Below are 536 nucleotides of genomic sequence, written 5' to 3'. Positions count from 1 at the left end.
ATTCTCACCTGTTCCGCACAGCCACCGTTTAGTCACCGATTTTTACATCAAAACAGAACGTGGCTGTGGCGAAAACTCAGGTTAACTTTACCCACCTATCTTAAGCGGTCAAACACAACGTTTTGATCTAAGTGCTCGTGATATTGCGTGTAATCGAGCCCCATATCAAAAATGTATTGTGTAACGAGGTTTCTTACGCACTCAATCAACTGATTGGCTTGCCAAGGCTTTTCGAAATAGCGATCGATGCCCGCAGAGTTAATCGCATTGATCGTATCAGTGTGCGTGGCCTGCCCAGTCAACAAGACTTTGCGAGTGCGAACAAAGCGGCTGTCTTTGGAAATTTCCGTCAGCAGCTCAACACCCGTTTTACCTGGCATCACGTGATCCGAAATAATTAACGCGATCATTTCACCATCTGCATCAAGCTCATCCATCAGCTCAAGCACTTCATCAGCAGACTCACAATCCTCAATATTCAACCATTTATTCAACGGTTCTAGATCTTGTAGAACCGCGCTTAGTACCTCTCGTTG

General features: G+C 45.3%; 1 protein-coding gene. It reads right to left on the bottom strand.

The window, feature by feature from the left end:
* Window positions 1-95 precede the first annotated feature (95 nt).
* On the bottom strand, window positions 96-536 hold a 441-nt coding region (locus tag R7E78_RS29965; protein ID WP_318059120.1), incomplete at its 5' end, for a response regulator.

Source organism: Vibrio sp. YT-19(2023) (assembly GCF_033337395.1).
Note: the sequence above shows the minus strand (reverse complement) of the source record. Positions and strands in the feature narration are given on the sequence as shown.